The sequence below is a fragment of the Mesorhizobium sp. INR15 genome (assembly GCF_015500075.1).
Lineage (GTDB): Bacteria > Pseudomonadota > Alphaproteobacteria > Rhizobiales > Rhizobiaceae > Mesorhizobium.
In genome coordinates this window covers 17,567-34,621 of the sequence record NZ_CP045498.1, presented here as the reverse complement: position 1 = coordinate 34,621, position 17,055 = coordinate 17,567, and the positions used below count along the sequence as shown (strand labels likewise).

The following is a 17,055-nucleotide window of genomic DNA, read 5'->3' as shown; positions in this document are numbered from 1 at the left end:
CTCAAGCCGCCTTGGCCGGTCGCACGACCTTGCCGTCGCGATCGAACTCGATCCAGTCTCCGGCACGCAGCAGATAGGGATCGGCGATCGCTTCGCCGCGCGCCTTGGCCTCCCGGTGATGCTTCATATATTCGGCGACGTCCTTGTCACCATCGAGTTTGATGTAGTGGCACGGCAGCACTGTCTCCAGGCCAAGCCATTGCGTTGCGAGAACGCCTTCATAAGGGCTCATCTCGCCGGTCAGCATCTCGCCCGGCATTGGGTTCAGGTGAAGAATCTCTTGCGGATTGGCGATTCCGATACAGCCGACATTCGGCTTGTAAAGTTCTGCCTGAAGCTTGAGGTCGGAAAAGATGGCCGTGTCGCCGTAGTGGTAAAAGCGCAGATTGTCGTCGGCATAGACGATGAAGGCCATCGGCACGCCGGAAATGAAGGAATTGTCCTTCAGCCTGATCTGCGACCAGTGATGGCATTCGAGCGGCTGAATCTCGATGCCGGCCACCTTGACCCTAATGCCCCAGGTCGTGGCGCGGATCTGGTTGGCCGGGATGCCACGGTCCATCAGCCACGCCTTCACCTCGCCTCCGCAAACGATTGGACAGCCATATTTCGCGGCGATCTTGTCGGTATCGCCGAGATGGTCGAAGGCCGCATGGCTGACGATGACCAGATCGACATGATCGAAGTCGGTCGATTTTGTTGCCGCGCCGGGATTCTGGTCCAGAAACGGATCGCACAGGATGCGCAATCCGTCCCGCGTCAAGATTTCGTAGGCGGCGACGCCGTGGAAGCGCATGCGGGTGGTGGGATGAAGAGCCATTTCATATCCTTGGGATTGGTTGGCTGTCCGACGGCGAGGGAGATCACGCCGCCGGACGCTGCTTGAGCCTGACGCAAGGCTCCGCGACATTGAGTTTCTGCCTATTTCACGTTTAGCGCCGTCAATACCTTGTCGACATTGTCCTTGGTGATCAGGATGACGCCCGTATCGAGAGAGTCCGGGATCGGACGGCCGCCATCCTTCGACGAGAGGCCAGCCGACTTCAGCGTGTTGGTGTTGTAGTCGTGCAGCAACTTGACCGCGTAGTAGATGAACAGCTCGCGGTTTTGCACCACGATGGCGTCGACCCAGCCTTCCTTCGCGGATTTGAAGAAGTCAGGCGTCTGCTCCATCGCGGTCACCTTGATGTCGCCGGGCTTCTTGCCGGCTTCACGCAGTGCCGTGACGATGCCGGCGCCGGATTCAGAATCGAAACCGGCGAGACCGGCGATGTCGGGATTGGCCGCAAGAATCGCCGCCGTGACCTGCGCGGCTTTCTGCGCGTCGCCGCCGTCATCCTCATTGGCGACGATGGTGTATTTGCCGCCGCCATTGGCTTCGACATAGGCTTTGAAGCCTGCTACGGCCTCACGCATGTTTCCGGCGTTGATGATCGACATCGACGCTATTTTGCCGCCCTTGGGCAGCATTTCCATCAGCTTCTTGGCCTGCGCGACGCCGACCTGAGTCCAGTTGGTGCCGATATAGGCGAGACGGCCAGAGGCCGGCAGATCGCCGTCATCGACAACGGTTGGCACGCCTTGCTCCATGCATTTCTTGACTGACTCCGTCAGCGACGGGTCCCAGCCGCCGACGACGGAGACGCCGTTCGGCTTCTGCGCGCAGACTTGATCGACTGCAGAGATGAAGCCAGGCACGTCGAAATCTGTCGGTCCGGCAACGATCACCTTGACACCGAGCTCTTCGGCGATCCGCTTCATCCCGACATAGTCATACTGCACGAACAGCGGCAGGTTCGCCTTATTGGAAATCCAGTAGTAGGTCTCTTTCGCGTTGGCCGGCCCGAAGGATGATTCCTGCGCATTAGCAGGCAAAGTGCAGAGCAATGCCGTGGCAGCTAGGGCTGCGCCGGAGAGTATCGTTCTCATTGTTGATTTCATGCCCGTTTCCTCCTGATGTTGTTTTTCTAGTCCCAGTTCCCGCATGTCATCCGGTTGTCCGAATGCCTCCTCCCGTCCTCGCCTGATTTCATGCGCGGCCGCTGGTCTTGAAACGATCGAGCGAGACGGCAAACAGCAGGACCAGACCCACCACCAGTCCCTGCCAGAACACGCCGATCGCGTTGATGATCATGGCGTTCTCGATGAGTGCGATAAAAAGCACGCCGAGAATGCCACCGAGGATCGTGCCTTCGCCGCCTTTCAGGCTGGCGCCGCCAAGCACCGTGGCGGTGATCACCTTCAGCTCGATGCCAACGCCGGCGTTGACGACCGCGCTGTTGAGGCGCGCCGCTCCCAGAACGCCGGCCAAGCCTGCCAGCGCTCCCATGATGACGAAGCCGATCAAGATGAGCCGGTCGACGCGAATGCCCGAGAGCTGAGCTGCGCGAGGATTGCCGCCAATGAAGTAATACTGCCGGAAGAAGCGCGTGCGCGCGACCAGCCAGCCACCGATGAGCACAAGTACCAGCATCGCCCAGAATGGCGACTGGATGCGCAGCAGCGGATCCGCTGCCCGCCCATAAGCGGCGAAGGCGTCGGTAATCGGTGTGACACCGGTGCCGGCGGTGACATAGGTCAGACTGCGATAGATGGTTAGGGTGCCGAGCGTGGCTATCAGCGCATTGATACCGATGCGCGTGACGATCAGCCCATTGACCAGGCCGCACAGAGCGCCAACCAGAATCCCGACCACAATCGCGACTTCGGCCGGCCAGCCCCACCATCCTGCCACGACAGCGGCCCAGACCCCGGAGAAGGCCAGGGTCGAGCCGACGGACAGGTCGAATGTGCCGCCGATCATCAATAGCATCATGCCGCAGACAAGGATCCCGACAGGAGCCAGGTTGAGAAGCACGGCCCGCATGTTGGATGCGGTGGGGAAGTTGTTCGGGTAGACGATGCTCATCGCTAGCGCGAGCGCGATGACGAGCACGAAGAGCGTCAATTCCCTGGAATCGGCTAGGCGCCGCACAACACGCACGAAAAGATTTTCGCGTCGGCGTTCGGCATTCTCCGCCATCGGTTGCGTGATCCGCATCGTCATGCCTCCGCTATCCCTGGTTGATCGCGAGCTTCAGCCACCGAAGCCGTGTATCTGGTGGCGAGACGCAGCACCTGTTCTTCGGTCGCGCCTTCGCCCGGCAGTTCACCCACGGTCCTGCCTTCCGCCATCACAACGATGCGGTCGGCAAGAGCCAGCACCTCAGGCAGGTCCGAGGACACGACGAGCAAGGCGACGCCCTTGTCGGCGAGTGCCCGCAACAGCCGATAGATTTCCGAGCGTGCGCCGACGTCGACGCCACGCGTCGGTTCGTCGACGATCAGCAGGCGCGGCTCCATTGCCAGCCATTTGGCGAGCAGCACTTTTTGCTGGTTGCCGCCGGAGAGATTGCCGACAACCTGATAGACGCTCGGCGTCGCGATACGCAGTTCGTCGATGAAATTCTTCGCTAGCGCTTCAGCCTTTGAGTTGGAAAAGTTTACCCCCGCCGAAACCTTGGAAAGAACCGTCGCGGCAACGTTGTTGACGATGTCCATGCCAAGGAACAGGCCGGCCGCCTTGCGATCCTCCGGCACCATGCCGATACCGGCGTGCTTGCCGTCCCACGGGCCTTTCGGATCGATCGGCGTGCCGACGATCCGGATCGATCCCGAGCGCTTCCGGCGCGCGCCAAAGATCGCCTCGCAGAATTCACTGCGTCCGGACCCGATAAGTCCGGCCAGGCAGACGATCTCTCCGGCCCGCACCTTGATCGAGGCCGACCGCACCAGTGGCGGCGCGTGGACATTTTCGGCTTCGAGCACGATGTCGCCGATCTTGCGGGCAGCCGTCGAGCGCGCGAAATGCACATCGCGCCCCACCATCAGGCGGATCAGTTCGTCCGTTGTGGTCTCGGCAACGCGGCGGGTCCCGGCAAGCCTGCCGTCCTTGAGAACCGTCACCGAATGACAGAGTGCAAAAATCTCGGCGAGGCGGTGCGAGACGTAGATGATCGAGACCCCGTTTCCGGCCAGCCGGCGCACCACGTCGAACAGTTTTTCGGTTTCAGTCAGGGTCAGTGCGGCTGTAGGCTCGTCGAGGATCAGGATCCTGAGGTCGCGAGACAACGCTTTGGCGATCTCGACGATCTGGGCCTGCGCCGGCGACAGAGCTGAGACCTTCAATGCCGGATCGATAACCACGCCAAGCTGGGCGATAAGCGCCCTGGCCCGATCCCGCATGGCGCGGACATCGACCTGACCCAGCCATTGCGTGGGCTGCCGGCCGGCGAAGATGTTCTCGGCGACCGAGAGCTGCGGCACAAGCGAGCCTTCCTGATGCACGATACCGATACCGAGATCGCCGGCAGCCTTTTCGTCGGGCTGGCCGGTTTCAACACCATCGACAAGGATGGTGCCCTGGTCGCGCAGATAAACACCGGCGACGATTTTGCCGAGGGTTGACTTGCCTGCCCCATTTTCGCCGAGCAGTGCGTGGATTTCCCCGCCATCCACGCTCATCGAGACGTCATCGAGCGCCCGCACGCCGGGGAAGAATTTGGAAAGGTTCTTGATTTCCAGCCTGGGCGCCATGGCGCTACTGAGCCTTGGCCTGGAGGTAATGGCTCTCAACGGCCTCGATCATCCAGACCATCGTCTCATTGTGCGGGGTCGGCACGCCGACGCGCTGGCCGGCCGCGACGATGGCGCCGTTGATGACCTCGATCTCGGTTTGCCGCCTGGCTTCGACGTCCTGCAGCATGGACGCCTTGCCGCCAACGGCGTTTTCGAGCAGGCCGGTGATCGCTGCCCAGCGTTCGTCGTAGTCGAGCGCGATGCCTTGCGCGGTGGCAACGGCAACCACCTCCTTGAGGATAGCGGCCATCAGGCTCTTGGTGCCGTCGAAGGCGACGAGTTCGTGCGACATGAAATGCAGTAGCCCGGCAACCGGCAGGGTGCAGGCATTGAGCGCCAGCTTTTTCCAGACCTCGTTCAGGATCTTGTCCGACTGCGTCGTCTCAATCTGCGCGGCGCGGAAGGTCTCGATGACCTTGCCTAGGCGCTCGGTCGGCTTGCCGGTTAGCTCGCCAATATAAGTCATGCCCGAACCGGGATGCTTGACGCGGCCGGGAGCCAGTAGCGTGCCGCCATGATAGGTCAAGCCGACCAGCACTCGGTCCTCGCCGACAATTGAGGCAATGCGCGGTGCATTGCCCCAGCCATTCTGCAGGCTGAGCACCGCGGTATCCTTGGCAATCATAGGTGCTGCAGCCCGAACCGCAACTTCGGTGTGATAGCACTTTACGAAATTGATGATGAGATCGACCGGTCCGACGCTTGCGGGATTGTCGCTTGCCGGCACCTTGATCACCGGCTGCGAACCATCCTTCTCTTCGATGGTCAGGCCGTTGTCGTTGATTGCCGTCACCGCCGCCTTGGAGACGTCGATGAGCGTCACGTCATTGCCGGCGCGTGCAAGATATCCCCCGAATATCCCGCCCATAGCTCCGCCGCCGCCCAGAATGGCGATTTTCATTCAAATTCCTCCCTTGGCGATGCGATCGCCGTCTTAACAAGCAAGTCAGGCTGCCGATGTGGCGTGCAAGAGCGAGCGGCCCAAACCGCCGCTGGCCGATGCTCGCAGCATCTCAGCCATCGTTTTCGATCTCGCATTTTTAGCATTGCAAGCTGTTGCATGGTTGTCAAGCATGATGGTATGAAAGGTCTATGGTCGACCCCCTAATCATAGAACGCAAGAAACTCTTCGAGCATGTGGCCACACATCTCGAGGGCCAGATTCTCTCCGGCAAATTAAAGCCCGGAGACCAGCTACCGCCCGAGCGTGACCTGCAAGCGCGCTTCGGCGTTGGCCGCCCGGCCATTCGCGAGGCGTTGATCTCGCTACAGAAGGCCGGGCTCGTCGAACTCACCAACGGCGCCCGCGCCAAGGTGCTGATGCCGACCGCCAGTCATATTTTCACCGGTATGGCGCCCGCCGTCCGGCAGATGCTGTCGACCGAGGAAGGGCAGCGCTCCTTTCAGGGTGCGCGCATGTTCTTCGAGGTCGGCCTTGCCCGCGAGGCGGCACGGACAGCGACGCAGGAGGATCTTCAATCCCTCGCCCAGGCGCTCGAAGCCAACCGGTTGGCAATCGGTGACCGTGATCGTTTCACCAGCACCGATATCGCGTTCCACTTCGAGCTGGCGCGCATCGCGCGCAATCTCGTCTTCGTCGCCTTGCATGACCAGATCTCGGAATGGTTGAAGGAACAGCGTATTGTCACGCTTGCCGCTGACGGGCAGGAACAGACGGCGTACGAGGCCCACCGCGCCATATACGACGGCATCGTCGCACGCGAGCCCGATCGCGCGGAGCAGGCGATGCGTGAGCATCTGGATCAGTTGACGACGATGTTCTGGCGCCAGCGCTCAAGTCATCACGAGGTGGCCGACCATGACACGGGCGATCGCGCGACGGGCGACCACAACGAATGAAGATCGGCGTCATCGGCGACGATTTCACGGGTTCCAGCGACATCGCCAACACCCTCGCCAAGGCCGGCGCTCGAACCGTTCAATTCGTCGGCACGCCGACCGGACGACTGAAGGCAGAGATCGACGCAGCGGTCATTGCGCTGAAGACGCGCTCGAGCGAGGCTAGCGAGGCAGTGGCGCAATCGCTGGTTGCCTGCAGGTGGCTGGTTGCCAACGGCGCCCAACAGATCGTTTTCAAATACTGTTCAACTTTCGATTCCACGCCGCAAGGCAACATCGGCCCGGTCGCGGAAGCGCTGCTTCTGGAATTAGACACGACGTTAGCGCTGGTTTGCCCTGCATTTCCGGCCAACCGCCGCACGATCTACAACGGCCACCTCTTCGTCGGTGATTGCCTGCTCAGTGAGTCGGGCATGGAAAATCACCCACTGACGCCAATGCCCGATCCCGACATCAGGCGATGGTTGGCGCGGCAGACCGCACTCAAGGTCGGCCATCTCGGCCTGGAAAGCCTGCGTTCGGGCAGCGGCCAGGCCGCCTTGCGCCTGGCAAAGCGCAAAGGCGAAAGACTGATCGTTACCGACGCGATCTCGGATGACGATCTGCGCGCGCTGGGCCGGATAGCAAGGACTCACCGGCTGGTTACTGGCGGCTCAGGGATTGCCATGGGCCTGCCCGGCAATTTTGGAATCCACCCGGGGATCGGGGGTCGGCAGCGCCTCGCAGGGGGCAATGGGCCTGGCCTCATCCTCTCCGGCAGTTGTTCCTCAGCGACGCGCCGGCAGATCGCCACCTATGGCAGTGGCCATCCCTCAAAGCGCCTGGACGCCGTCGACGCACTAGATCCGGGCGCAGCTGTTGCAGGCTGCCTCGATTTCCTGATCAGCCATAAGGGTGCGGGCCCGCTGGTCTACTCGACAGCGGAGCCTTCCGAAGTCTCGGCGGCACAGACCCGGCATGGGCGCGAACGGCTGGCCGAAGCGTTCGAGACTATTTTCGCCGAACTCGCTACAAAGGCAGTATCTGCCGGCTTCCGGCGGCTCGTGGTAGCTGGTGGCGAAACATCGGGCGCGGTCGCCTCGGCATTCGGCGCATCGGCCCTTGAGGTCGGTCCGGAGATCGATACGGGAGTCCCGGCGCTTGTCCTCGACGGCAAGCCGAGGCTGGCATTCGCGCTGAAGTCCGGGAATTTCGGCGCTGATGATTTTTTTGAACGCGCGCTCGCTGTGCTCGGAGGTGACGCCACGTGACTTCAGAAGAACAGCAGCTTCGCGACGAATTCTGCCGCTGGGGAGAATCCCTGTTCAGGCGCGGCTACACCGCCGGCTCGTCCGGCAATCTATCGGCTCGGCTTGCCGACGGGTTTTTGGTCACGCCGACCAATTCCTGCCTGGGGTATCTGGAACCCGAAAGACTGTCGAAGCTGGATGCCCAGGGCATGGCTGTGTCAGGCAATGCCCCGACCAAGGAAATCCCCCTTCACATGGCATTCTATGAGGCGCGACCGCAGGCCGCGGGCGTGGTGCATCTTCACTCACCGCGCTCTCCTGTCTCGAGGATACCGATCCAGATGACGCCATCCCGCCGATCACGCCCTATGTTGTGATGCGCGTCGGGCGCGTGCCGCTTCTGCCCTATACCCATCCTGGGTCGGCCGACGTCAGGCCGCTGGTGTTGGCCAAGGCGCACGATCATGCGGCCGTCCTGCTGGCCAATCATGGTCCGGTGGTTTCCGGGCGCAGTTTTCGCGATGCAGTCTTTGCCGCGGAGGAACTGGAAGAAACGGCAAAACTGGTGTTTCTGACAAGACAGCTGTCTGTGCGTCGGCTATCCGCGAATATGGTAGGCGAACTTGATCAGCGTCGACAAACGTGAACTCAGTTTCAGCGAGTCGTGAAGCCGTTGCGAAATCGTTGCGAAAAATTCACAAACGGTATCTTCTTTCGGAATGCCGACAAGGCTTTGGCGCGGCGTCGGTCATGCCATGCGAGACGAAATCGGTATTCATGTCGGCGGCCAGCCTGTCGGCATCGAAAATTCCAGACCTTACCTGAGCCACTGAGTTCATGTCGTCTATCCCATTTTGCCGCTTAGCGCGCCGACCCCGGCCACGGCACGGTGGGCTTTTTCGCTATTCGACCCGTGGCGGGCTGGCACCATTGCGAATGGTGTGGTCGAACGTTCGCTGCTTTCCGCGCTCTTCGGTTACCCTGATCCAATCCGGCTGGCGGCCGACCGCGCTTGTCCCAAAGCCCTTGACATCAACGGCCCATTACCAACGTCCGGAATCTAGCGAAACCCCCGACTAAAGTAATGATTGGCTAAGCATGCAGCCATGGAGGTGTGACGTTGACCCCCTCCTGTTGAAAACAGTGGATGGGGTTTTTCGTTTTTGGGTTCTTACGAAGCCAACTTGGACTGCGGCCTATTTCAAATTCAAGAGATAATCGGCGACTGCCTTGCGATCATCATCCGTCCAATGTGAAGTTTCGTCGGAAATCACCAATCCCATTTCGCCGCCCACCTTGCCGGCGTTGGGAGTTAGACCTGTTTTGAGAGTTTCCGCGAAGCTGTCTCTCGTATAACCGTCCTGTAGCAGTGCAAGCACTGTGAGTGGTGGCGCTTTTCCTCCGGGACCGCCGCCGGAATTTCCGGTGAACCTCTTGCCGCTTGTAACCGCACCGAGCGCGTTGAGCGGCGAGTGACAGGCCACGCAATGCGTGAGGCCGTTGGCAAGGTAAGCGCCGCGGTTCCAGGACGCCGAATGGGACGGATCGTCGTGATAGCGATGCGGTGAGAAGAAGAGGTTCTTCCATCCAGAAACCAGAAGCCGAATATTGAAAGGGAAGATCACTCGATTGGGCAGCGTCGTGTGGGCAATCGCAGGCGTCGCCATGACGGCCGCGTAGAGATCAACAACGTCTTGATCGCTCATCAGCGTCAAATCATTGTAGGGGAAGACGGGGTACAGATTTCCCCTTGGGCTATTGCCATTGCTCAGCGCATCGGAAAATTGCGCTAGCGTCCAGTTTCCTATGCCGGTTTGCTTATCCGGCGTGATGTTGGGCGGATAAAATGTTCCAAACGGTGTCGTCAATGGTTTGCCGCCGGAAAGTGCCGCGCCGCTGTTTTCGTGGTCCGTGTGACACGAACCGCACCCGGCGAGACGGATTATATAGGCGCCGCGGGCGGCGTCGCCCGCCAAAGCCAAGTTGCGTGGGGGTCCCGTGACGGGCTTCAAAAAATAGGTTGCTGTGGCCAACCCCAAAAGGGCCACCGCCGCGATCGACCATTTCCAGCGGGCGCCTATATTCACCATGATGCCTCGGGCTCGATGCTATCTGACATGGGTGCGACTGTTTCCCAACATACGCGACAATGCCCAGATGGTGCTGCCGAGATAGACGAAAGACGCAGGGATGCACATCAGCACGCCGGCCAGTACCTGGTCGTCAAGCCCATTGCCGGAATAGGCAGCGTAAAGCGGATGAGGAGCAAACATAATCAACGCCGAAAGGAACGAGCCTTGTATGCCGACCAATGAGACGAGGACGACCGCCATTGCTGGGCTGAGGCGTCGCTTGCCACTGGTGAGTACCACGCGCCAGAAAAACGTGGCGGCCACCAAAAGCGTGATGTGTTCACAAACGTGGACGGCTTCGTTGCCAAGAGCCCAGTCATAGGCCGCTGGAATGTGCCAGAACCACATCGTGGTGACGAATAAGCCTGCGGCTATCCAGGCGGCAACCTCCTTGTGGGCTGCTTGTTTCATGCCCGGGATCGCGGCGATTGCCTGCCCGATAGAACGCCTGGTTGAAATTGAAAACGCTCGCAAAACGACAAGATGGCCATTTGAATATGCGAGGAGCGGCGCAACCGCGAGAATGAGCAGCAGATGTTGAAACATGTGGACCGAAAACAACTCTTCCGAAAGCGCGTCGACAGGTGACAGCAGTGCTAAAACAAGAGCTAGAACAGCAGCAAAAAACGCCAGCACCCTACCCTTGCTGACCGCCCATTTCTGATGTCGGCTCGAAAGCATTGTCACAAGCCCGGTCAGATACAGCGCCAGCAGAATGGCAAGCAGCGCCTCGACCGGTGGGTCTCCGAACCATGATGTCCAGACGGCCGAACCGGCGTCGTGGGCTAATGCGGGGCTGGCGGTTCCCGCCACTGCCGCACTCAGAAAAAGGGGACGGCGCATGGCAAGACCAGATAAGGGACAAGCAGCGCGAACAGAGCGCCGACGAGAAAGATGGAACTCGAAACAATCCCGCAAAGCCCTAGGAAACGAGTTCGGCCAGCTCCAGCCGTCAATGCCTCATGATGGTCCCCGGGAGCTTCCGCTCGAGTAAGCCGCCATGTTCGGTGGGCGGCGAACAATCCAAAGAGACAGGTTGCCACTGCAATCACCGCGATGATTGCAGTGGGCACAGTGAGGAACGGTATGATCGCAGCGGCGGGGGCTTTAGGGCAACGATCGCCGTTTAGAAAATACGAAAGCAGCAATTGCAATAGCCACGCTCCCGGTGCCGCGAAAAGCCCCGCCAAAATCAGGTGGTAGGGCGCAACATGGCGCAAAGGCGCAGGGTGTTGAACACGTTTGGCAAGGGGGTGTAGAGCGCTCATGAGAATTGAGGGACCACATAGGCGGTGATGAAGACAACGATCCATACCACATCGACGAAGTGCCAGTAGAGCGCGCCAAGTGCGATATGCTCGTGATGTACGCCCCTGAACCGGCCCATAAGCGTCCAGACCAGCAGCATCGTCAGGATCAGTAGTCCCACCGCGACGTGTGCCATATGCACGCCGGTGAGAATGAAGAACGCGGAGCTATATGCACTGGTCGAGAGCACGATGCCTTTTCCCGCCCATTCGAAGGCCTGAATGATGATGAAGGCGGAGCCAAGGATTATCGTCCCTGCCAGCGCCAGCGCAAGTCTGAGGCTGTTCCCGGTCTGCCGGAATTGGCTTTGGCCCCAGGCGACCACGAAGCTGCTGGCGACCAAGATAACGGTGTTGGGGATCACGAGCTTCAGGCTCGGCGGTCCCGTCGGCGGCCAGGGACCGGTCTGCTGCGAGCCGAGATAGACGTAGCTGAAAATCAGATAGACAAACAGGATTGCCTCGGTCGCGATGAGGCAGGCCATTCCCCACCACGCGGTGGAAACAGTTCCGGACCCGCCAACCGGTAGTGTTTCGCTGGCTGTTCGGTCAGTCATGGATTTCGACCTCTTCCAATGCCGCGTGTGGCTCCGGCGTCAGCCATAGTGCCAGAACGCCGAATTCGCATACGGCGCCAAGGGCGACCAACCAGATGACTTGCGCCAACAAACCGAAAAACAACCCCGTCATGCCGACCGAGAGCAAGAACGGCAGAATGCTATCACCGGGCATCTTCAATACGACATTGGGCTCGGCATCGAGCGGTGTCACACCGATTGTCTCCTTGCCTTTATCCAGGACCATTCCGTCACGAACGGCATCGCCGATTATCGACCTCTCTTCGGTCTCCTTAAGGCGATCCTCCCACAGCGGATAACGCGAGGCGACTTGAGGAATCGTCGCAAAATTATAGACAGGCGGCGGAGACGTGGTCGCCCATTCAAGGGTTGGCGCGTCCCAGGGATTGTCACCTGCCGGCAGGCCCGATTTGAGACTTTTTGCTACGTTGATAAGGAATAGAAAAACACCCACGGCGAAGACAAACGCACCGAGGGTCGACAACATGTTCAACCATCCGACGCCCATGTCCGTAGGGTAGGTATAGATGCGTCGGGGCATGCCCATCAAGCCGGTCACATGCATGGGAAAGAACGCGGCGTTGAACCCGATGAACATGGTCCAGAAGGTCCATTTGCCGAGCCGCTCGTCCATCATCCTGCCGGTCATCTTTGGAAACCAGAAATGCAGCCCGCCGACGACCGGGAAGACATTGATCCCGAGCAGAACGTAGTGGAGATGAGCGACGATAAAGTAGGTGTCGGTCAGTTGCCAGTCGAGTGCGACCGATGCGGTCATGAAGCCCGAAACCCCGCCGATGACGAACAGCATTATAAAGCCGGCGAAGAAAAGGAATGGCGTTGTTAACTGAAGTTTGCCCGTCCAGATGGTTGCGATCCAGGCGAACACGGCGATCGCGCTGGGAATTGCGATGACGAAACTCGCGGCACTGAAGAACGATAGGGACATTACGGGAAGCCCTGTCGCGAACATGTGATGTACCCAGACGCCGAAGCCCAGGATCATCGTTGCCACGGTCGAGATCGCGACCAGCGTATAGCCAACCAGCGGTCGACGGCAGAAGACCGGGAGTGCGTCGGAAACGATGCCCATTGCTGGCAGGACAAGCGCATAAACCCAAGGGTGCCCAAATATCCAGAACAGGTGCTGCCAAAGCAGAGGCTGACCGCCGCCTTTAACGTCGAAGAAATGTGTGCCATATCGACGATCGAGCCAGAGCATGGCGCAGGCGAGGCTTACCGCCGGAACCGCGAGCAGGTTCGCAGCCGAGGCCGTGAGCGTGCCCCAGACCAATATTGGCAGTCGGTTGACGGACATTCCGGGCGCACGGCACCTCAGCAGCGTCACGATGAAATTGGCTGAACCGACCACAGTTGAAATGCCGAGAAAGACCAGTCCAAGCGCGAACACGTCCATGTTGATGCCTGGGTCGTATTCGAGGCTCGTGTTTGGCACGTATGCGAACCAGCCGCCATTTGGCGCCTGACCAAGCGGAAAGCTGATGTAGAGGAAGATGCCCGCAAACAGAAAAACCCAATAGCTCAACGCATTCAGTCGCGGAAAAGCCATGTCGCGCGAACCCAGCATCAACGGCCACAGGTAGTTGGAAAAACCCGACAGCATAGGCAGGGCATAGAGGAACATCATGGTCGTGCCATGCATCGAGAAAAGCTGGTTGTAGGCATCGGGCGACAGAATTTTAAGGTCCGGCTGGGCCAATTGGACTCGCATCGCCAGCGCTTCGATCCCGCCGATCACCAGGAAGAAGAACGCTGTGCACAGATACCGGATGCCGATGGTCTTGTGATCGACGGTCGCCAACCAGCCGTACAGACCGGGGGCTGTTTCCCAGATATCGAGGAGTTTCCGGCGTCTGGAGGCAACTTCCATATTGGGGTGCACGGCCGTCATTTCAGCCCCTCCAGATAGGTGGTTACGTCGTCGATCTCACTGGCGAGCATATGGAGTTCCGGCATCTTGACGCCCGGCTTGATGGTCTGCGTGTTGTTGATCCATTTGGCCAGATTGGCGGGCGTGTTGGTCATCAGACCTGAAGCGATCGTCTCGCGATCCCCGAAATGCGAGAGGTCAGGTCCCAGAATGCCTCCGGCGGGAGTACCCCTTATCGTGTGGCAGGCAGCGCAGCGCACGAGGAATGTCTTGAGGCGCGGATCATCCCCTGATCCTACGGTCGGTAGAAGCTGGCGGTCCCACCAGGCTTCGAAATCGGGTTTCGACAGCACGCGCACATTGAACGCCATGTTGGCATGCTGGAGACCGCAGAATTCGCTGCATTGACCGCGAAAGTCGCCGACCTTGTCAGCCTGGAGCCAGGTGACATTGGTGCGCGACGGGATCATATCCATCTTGCCGCCGAGTTTCGGCACCCAAAAGGAATGAATGACATCCTTGGATGTCAAATTGATTTGTACCGGAACACCTACCGGAATCACCAGCTGATTGGCGGTGATGAATTCGCGCGCAGGATTCGACGATCGATATTTGACTGCCCACCACCATTCCTGGCCGATGACATCAATGCTGAGCGCGCTGGCCTGTGCCGGCTGACTGATCGAACTCACCGTAAGGAGCGTCCATACTGCCGAGCCAACGAGAAAGACTGTCGAAATTGCTACGCCAAATCCGATCCATCGAATGGCCGTACGATCATTGACCGGCGTTATCGCGAGATCGTGCGCCCGCCGTCCGCGCCATAGGGCCACGACAAGCAACACGCCGACAACAATGCAGACCGCGATCGAAATTGCCGTGAGGCCGAGGCCAAGGCTGGCAATGGCTCCAGCAATCGGGCTTGTCGCGTCGAGATAGCCGAGTGGAGACCCGCTGCAACCGGAAAGCGCAACGGTGAACAAAAAGAGAGACGCCACGCGCCTCATTGCTTTTGTCCCGCCGGGGCTCCCTGTCCCTGGTCAGCCGCCGCTTGCTGCTTGCCGTCACCCGACGAGGCGCTGAATGTACCGCCCAACGACTGCAGATAAGCGACCAGTTGCCACAAGCTTTGGGGAGGCAGAGCGTTACCCCAAGCCGGCATTCCTTGAGGGCGCCCCTCGTAAATGCTCTTGTAGACATCTATCGGGGTGCCGCCATAACGCCAGGCCGTGTCCGTGAGATCCGGTCCCATCCCACCCTTGGCTTTATAGCCATGACAACCCGCACAGTTCATCGACGTGAAGAGTTTCTTGCCTTCCTGGACAGAGTTAGGATCGTTAGCCAATGGATTCGCGGTGCTGGCACTCAGAGTCGGCGACCTACCCGCGCTCAAGCCCAGGGGGACAACCGCGGCAATTCCTTCCGGATAGGCGACGTCTATTCGATTCTGCGACTGCCTCTGTGTCATAATCAGCCATCCCGTCGCGCCTGCGCCGACAGCCAGGAGGATGAGCACGGCGATAAGAATGCGACCGAGTGACATGGCGAATTCCTGGCGGTTACTGCTGCTGAGTGGCCGCTCCAACGGGGATAGGAGTGGCGTCGGCCGCTGTCTTGACTGTGTCGCCATCGACGGAAAAAACATAGATCGTATTGCCGCGCGGCAGGAAGCCAGGCCGCTCCTTCTGCACCATCGCGGCACCTCCCACTCCGGCGGCAACAGCCACATACTGCCGGTTATCAGGCCCAATATAGGTGATCGGCTGTCCAATGATGCCCGAGCCGAGTTTTTGCGACCAAAGAACTTTGCCCGTCCACGCGTCTAGCGCGCGGAACCATCCATCCGTGGTGCCGTAAAAGATGAGATTGCTCGCCGTGGCAATGACGCCACTCATGACCATGAATTTCTCTGGGACTTCCCAGATCTTCTTGCCATGAGCTGGGTCCCAGGCGATCAGGCCGCCCCAGTTTCCATCGGGGCCGTCCACTGAAAACCGCTCCATCTCCATGCCATCATAGGGCGTACCGGAAATGTAGGAGACTTCGTGGTCCGTCAGGCCCATACAGATGTTGAACACACCGACATAGAGTAAGCCGGTGTTCGGACTGAAGGCCGGCGGCTCCCAGTCCTTCTGCCCTATGTCGGGTGGACAGACCCTGTCGATCTTCACACCGGGCTTGGGCTCGCGGGCCGGATCTACGATCGGCCGTCCAGCCTTCTTGTCGAAGCCGGTGGACCAGTTCTGATAGGCAAAAGTATTGGCCAGCAGCACTTCGCCGGTGTTGCGGTCGATCGTGTAGGCATACGTGTTGCGGTCGAAATGCACCAGAGTCTGACGCATCTTGCCGTCGATCGGCATGTCAAGCAGAACCGCTTCGTTGACGCCGTCATAGTCCCATTGGTCATGCGGGGTGAACTGATAGGCCCACTTGGCCATTCCGGTCTCTGGATCCCGCGCGAACATCGCGCTGGTCCACAAGTTGTCGCCGGGACGCTGGGCCGGCACGCGGGGACCAGGATTGCTGGTGCCATAGTAAATTGTCTTGGTCTTTTCGTCATAGGACACGAACCCCCATGAAGCACCGGCACCCGTGTTCCAGGCGTCCACTGGCCAGGTTTTGATCCCCAGGTCCTTACCCTTCATCCAGTCGTAATAGGGTTTGAAACTGTCGCCGATACGGACATCCGTGTCCGGGCCGACAGCGTGCGCGCGCCAGATTTCCTTCCCGGTGCCGACATCCAGGGCGGCCAACCACCCATTGACGCCCATCTCACCGCCGGAGTTGCCGACGAATACTTTGCCGTCGGCGGCAAAGGCCGATTGGGTCATGGTCACGCCATGTTCCAAGCTATCCAAGGCCGTCCGCCAGACCTCTTTTCCTGTCGACGCATCAACAGCGACAGTGTGGTCGTCGAGGAGATTGTAGATCAATTTACCGTCGGCATAAGCCCAACCCCGAAGAACGGCATCGCAGCAGGCCTTGCCAATTGCCTGGGGGGAAGGATTGGGGTCGAACTTCCACTTGATCGAAGGTCCCGGCTTCGAAAGATCAAGCGCATAGGCCGTGTTGGGATAGGGCGAAACTACATACATCGTATCGCCTACTACCAGCGGCGCGCCCTCATGACCGTATTGCGTGCCGTCCGAGAATGTCCAGGCCACCTTCAGCTTGCCAACATTATCGGGGGTTATTTCTTTAAGAGGGCTAAACCGGGTGTTCGCATAATCGCGTGCCTGACTTGTCCATTCGCCGGGCTTGCCGGCGCCGGCAAAATTTGCCGTGGCGTCCGAGTACGATTTTGGTATCCCCGCCGTAGGTGCTGATTGCGCTTGTCCCGACCCTGTCATGGCAGCTAAAGCCGCTATGGTCAGTAGAATGCGCATGCAACCCTCCCCGCCTTTTCGGATTAACGCCGTGTGGCCTGAACGGTTGCATGCG

Annotated in this window: 14 protein-coding genes and 1 pseudogene; 3 read left to right on the top strand and 12 right to left on the bottom strand. The window is 59.6% G+C overall.

What is annotated here, in order from left to right:
- Position 1: 1 nt before the first annotated feature.
- The 5 genes from GA829_RS34010 to GA829_RS33990 all read right to left on the bottom strand — a co-directional run bounded on the left by GA829_RS34010 (position 2) and on the right by GA829_RS33990 (position 5,518).
- Complete coding sequence (locus GA829_RS34010) at positions 2–820, bottom strand: MBL fold metallo-hydrolase (protein WP_195180196.1); 819 nt, start codon at positions 818–820, stop codon at positions 2–4.
- A 101-nt stretch (positions 821–921) separates the two neighbouring features.
- Positions 922–1,941, bottom strand: coding sequence for a substrate-binding domain-containing protein (locus GA829_RS34005; protein WP_195180195.1), 1,020 nt, complete (start codon positions 1,939–1,941; stop codon positions 922–924).
- Positions 1,942–2,029: 88 nt separating this feature from the next.
- Complete coding sequence (locus GA829_RS34000) at positions 2,030–3,046, bottom strand: ABC transporter permease (protein WP_195180194.1); 1,017 nt, start codon at positions 3,044–3,046, stop codon at positions 2,030–2,032.
- Positions 3,043–4,575 carry a sugar ABC transporter ATP-binding protein gene (locus GA829_RS33995; RefSeq protein WP_195180193.1) on the bottom strand — a complete coding sequence of 511 codons (1,533 nt, stop codon included), beginning with the start codon at positions 4,573–4,575 and terminating at the stop codon, positions 3,043–3,045. The genes GA829_RS34000 and GA829_RS33995 overlap by 4 nt, the downstream gene beginning before the upstream one ends.
- A 4-nt stretch (positions 4,576–4,579) precedes the next feature.
- Complete coding sequence (locus GA829_RS33990; RefSeq protein WP_195180192.1) at positions 4,580–5,518, bottom strand: ketopantoate reductase family protein; 939 nt, start codon at positions 5,516–5,518, stop codon at positions 4,580–4,582.
- 191 nt (positions 5,519–5,709) lie between these two features.
- On the opposite strand from GA829_RS33990, the gene GA829_RS33985 reads away from it, so the two are divergent.
- The 3 genes and pseudogenes from GA829_RS33985 (at position 5,710) to otnC (ending at position 8,352) form a co-directional block, all read left to right on the top strand.
- A complete protein-coding gene (locus tag GA829_RS33985; protein ID WP_195180191.1) occupies positions 5,710–6,477 on the top strand; it encodes an FCD domain-containing protein in 768 nt (255 codons plus the stop codon).
- Positions 6,474–7,727, top strand: coding sequence for a 3-oxo-tetronate kinase (gene otnK / locus GA829_RS33980; RefSeq protein ID WP_195180190.1), 1,254 nt, complete (start codon positions 6,474–6,476; stop codon positions 7,725–7,727). Before GA829_RS33985 ends, otnK begins: the two co-directional genes overlap by 4 nt.
- Positions 7,724–8,352, top strand: a pseudogene (gene otnC, locus GA829_RS37695) (3-oxo-tetronate 4-phosphate decarboxylase). The gene otnK and the pseudogene otnC overlap by 4 nt, the downstream one beginning before the upstream one ends.
- 550 nt (positions 8,353–8,902) lie before the next feature.
- On the opposite strand, the gene GA829_RS33970 reads toward otnC, so the two are convergent.
- The 7 genes from GA829_RS33970 to GA829_RS33940 all read right to left on the bottom strand — a co-directional run bounded on the left by GA829_RS33970 (position 8,903) and on the right by GA829_RS33940 (position 17,000).
- A complete protein-coding gene (locus GA829_RS33970; RefSeq protein ID WP_195180189.1) occupies positions 8,903–9,796 on the bottom strand; it encodes a c-type cytochrome in 894 nt (297 codons plus the stop codon).
- A gap of 18 nt (positions 9,797–9,814) precedes the next feature.
- Complete coding sequence (locus tag GA829_RS33965; RefSeq protein ID WP_195180188.1) at positions 9,815–10,681, bottom strand: cytochrome c oxidase assembly protein; 867 nt, start codon at positions 10,679–10,681, stop codon at positions 9,815–9,817.
- A 421-nt stretch (positions 10,682–11,102) separates the two neighbouring features.
- Positions 11,103–11,702 carry a cytochrome c oxidase subunit 3 gene (locus GA829_RS33960; RefSeq protein ID WP_195180187.1) on the bottom strand — a complete coding sequence of 200 codons (600 nt, stop codon included), beginning with the start codon at positions 11,700–11,702 and terminating at the stop codon, positions 11,103–11,105.
- Positions 11,695–13,635, bottom strand: a complete 1,941-nt coding sequence (ctaD, locus tag GA829_RS33955) for a cytochrome c oxidase subunit I (RefSeq protein ID WP_195180186.1) — start codon at positions 13,633–13,635, stop codon at positions 11,695–11,697. The genes GA829_RS33960 and ctaD overlap by 8 nt, the downstream gene beginning before the upstream one ends.
- The gene (coxB, locus tag GA829_RS33950; protein WP_195180185.1) at positions 13,632–14,612 is read right to left on the bottom strand and encodes a cytochrome c oxidase subunit II; all 981 of its coding nucleotides are present in this window, start codon (positions 14,610–14,612) and stop codon (positions 13,632–13,634) included. The genes ctaD and coxB overlap by 4 nt, the downstream gene beginning before the upstream one ends.
- Before the next feature lie 5 nt (positions 14,613–14,617).
- Positions 14,618–15,157, bottom strand: coding sequence for a c-type cytochrome (locus GA829_RS33945; RefSeq protein ID WP_195179918.1), 540 nt, complete (start codon positions 15,155–15,157; stop codon positions 14,618–14,620).
- A gap of 16 nt (positions 15,158–15,173) precedes the next feature.
- On the bottom strand, positions 15,174–17,000 hold the full coding sequence (locus tag GA829_RS33940; protein WP_258052431.1) for a PQQ-dependent dehydrogenase, methanol/ethanol family: 1,827 nt from the start codon (positions 16,998–17,000) through the stop codon (positions 15,174–15,176).
- Positions 17,001–17,055 lie beyond the last annotated feature (55 nt).

Coding starts and splice junctions, on each gene's coding strand:
- otnK (WP_195180190.1), top strand. CDS start 6,474: ATGAAGATCGGCGTCATCGGCGACGATTTCACGGGTTCCAGCGACATC.
- GA829_RS33985 (WP_195180191.1), top strand. CDS start 5,710: ATGGTCGACCCCCTAATCATAGAACGCAAGAAACTCTTCGAGCATGTG.
- GA829_RS33990 (WP_195180192.1), bottom strand. CDS start 5,518: ATGAAAATCGCCATTCTGGGCGGCGGCGGAGCTATGGGCGGGATATTC.
- GA829_RS34000 (WP_195180194.1), bottom strand. CDS start 3,046: ATGACGATGCGGATCACGCAACCGATGGCGGAGAATGCCGAACGCCGA.
- GA829_RS34005 (WP_195180195.1), bottom strand. CDS start 1,941: ATGAAATCAACAATGAGAACGATACTCTCCGGCGCAGCCCTAGCTGCC.
- GA829_RS33945 (WP_195179918.1), bottom strand. CDS start 15,157: ATGTCACTCGGTCGCATTCTTATCGCCGTGCTCATCCTCCTGGCTGTC.
- GA829_RS33965 (WP_195180188.1), bottom strand. CDS start 10,681: ATGCGCCGTCCCCTTTTTCTGAGTGCGGCAGTGGCGGGAACCGCCAGC.
- GA829_RS33970 (WP_195180189.1), bottom strand. CDS start 9,796: ATGGTGAATATAGGCGCCCGCTGGAAATGGTCGATCGCGGCGGTGGCC.
- ctaD (WP_195180186.1), bottom strand. CDS start 13,635: ATGACGGCCGTGCACCCCAATATGGAAGTTGCCTCCAGACGCCGGAAA.
- GA829_RS33960 (WP_195180187.1), bottom strand. CDS start 11,702: ATGACTGACCGAACAGCCAGCGAAACACTACCGGTTGGCGGGTCCGGA.
- GA829_RS34010 (WP_195180196.1), bottom strand. CDS start 820: ATGGCTCTTCATCCCACCACCCGCATGCGCTTCCACGGCGTCGCCGCC.
- GA829_RS33940 (WP_258052431.1), bottom strand. CDS start 17,000: ATGCGCATTCTACTGACCATAGCGGCTTTAGCTGCCATGACAGGGTCG.
- GA829_RS33995 (WP_195180193.1), bottom strand. CDS start 4,575: ATGGCGCCCAGGCTGGAAATCAAGAACCTTTCCAAATTCTTCCCCGGC.